Raw genomic sequence first — 1,027 nt, forward strand, 5'->3', positions numbered from 1 at the left:
ACAAAACAACTATACACAGCTTGGCGCAGACACTCATGAATTAGCAAAATGGTTTTATCGAAAAAAGAATAAGAAGAATACCATCTATTACACTCAACTTGCTATAGAAGCTAAAAAAAAAGCAATTCCTTTTGACAAAGAATTATTAAAGAACAGTTATATCAATCTAGGATATTTCTACTATAAATATGAAAATTATGAAGATGCTATCGAAGCTTTTAAAAAAGCAGTTCCTCTAAAAAAACGTTCCTTAAATATAAGGGCATACAACTATTTAGCTAACATCTATCATAAATTACAAGATCCTTATAATTCTGTTGAAAATCGTTTAAAAATATTTCAGTATTTAGACCCTATAAAAGATCGACAAAAGATCATAGACAATCATATTAAAGTAGGCGTTTCATACAGAAGCATGGGACAAATTAAAACTGGAAAACAAGTTGTAAGACATCTACTTTTAGCAGATTCAATTACAACTATAATTAAGAACCTTGATAAAAAAGATAAATATTTAATAAACTTAAATTTAGGTATTGAATATCACGAAAACGGCGATATTGATTATATCAAGAATGGTGAAACTAAAAACCTCCAAAAAGCCGTATCATATTATCTTAAATCTGTTCAAATAGCAAAAGAGATGAAAAGTGATCATTATTTATGTTCTTCTTACTATAATTTAGGTTTAGCATATATTGAGTTAGATGTGATAATAGCCAAAGAATATTTTGATAAATCACTAGTATTGGTAAAAAATAGACCTGAATTATTAAAATCCATCTATTTAGGATATGGGATGCTTGCTTATAAAGAAAAAGAATACAATAAAGCTATACATTTATATCAAAAATCTATTGCAGATTTTTTTGACAAAAACAAAACTAATATTAATCAACAGCCAACCAAAGAACAACTCTCAGAAGTAGAAAAAAAGTCATCGCTTTTAAGGATTTTAAAAACAAAAGTCAACACACATTTAGATCAAGGGATTGCAACTAATAATCAAAACTCTTATCTAAATGCT

General features: G+C 27.2%; 1 protein-coding gene. It reads left to right on the forward strand.

Annotated features, from left to right (window positions below):
• Positions 1–1,027 (forward strand): lipopolysaccharide assembly protein LapB (locus J8L88_RS23380; RefSeq protein WP_211062079.1); only part of this gene is annotated, 1,027 nt, incomplete at both ends.

The sequence above is a fragment of the Aquimarina sp. MMG015 genome (assembly GCF_018100855.1).
GTDB lineage: Bacteria > Bacteroidota > Bacteroidia > Flavobacteriales > Flavobacteriaceae > Aquimarina > Aquimarina latercula.